The organism is Brevundimonas sp. (assembly GCF_046293315.1).
Taxonomy (GTDB): Bacteria; Pseudomonadota; Alphaproteobacteria; order Caulobacterales; family Caulobacteraceae; genus Brevundimonas.
In genome coordinates, this window is record NZ_JBKBPF010000138.1 from 240 (window position 1) to 504 (window position 265).

The window sequence follows — 265 nt, forward strand, 5'->3', positions numbered from 1 at the left end:
CGGGCGACCGTGCTGAGCCGGAGCCTGATGACTGCTCGCGGGGCCGCCCACGAGGGCCTCGGGCCGGCACTGGCCGCCGCGCGCACCGAGCTGGCTGACGAGCCCGGGGTCGACGTGGACTACCTCGAGATCGTGGCCACCGACCTGACCCCGCTGCCCGCAGAGGTTCCCGCCGGCACCACCGGCCGGATCCTGGTCGCCGCCCGCGTGGGCAGCACCCGGCTCATCGACAACCTGCCGATCACGGTCGGGGTCTCGACTCGGG

General features: G+C 75.1%; 1 protein-coding gene. It reads left to right on the forward strand.

Annotation, left to right across the window (positions count from 1 at the left end; translation table 11 throughout):
• Positions 1 to 27: 27 nt before the first annotated feature.
• Positions 28 to 265, forward strand: a 238-nt coding sequence (locus ACK4SE_RS14430) for a pantoate--beta-alanine ligase (RefSeq protein WP_409694112.1), incomplete at its 3' end; no start/stop codon positions are given.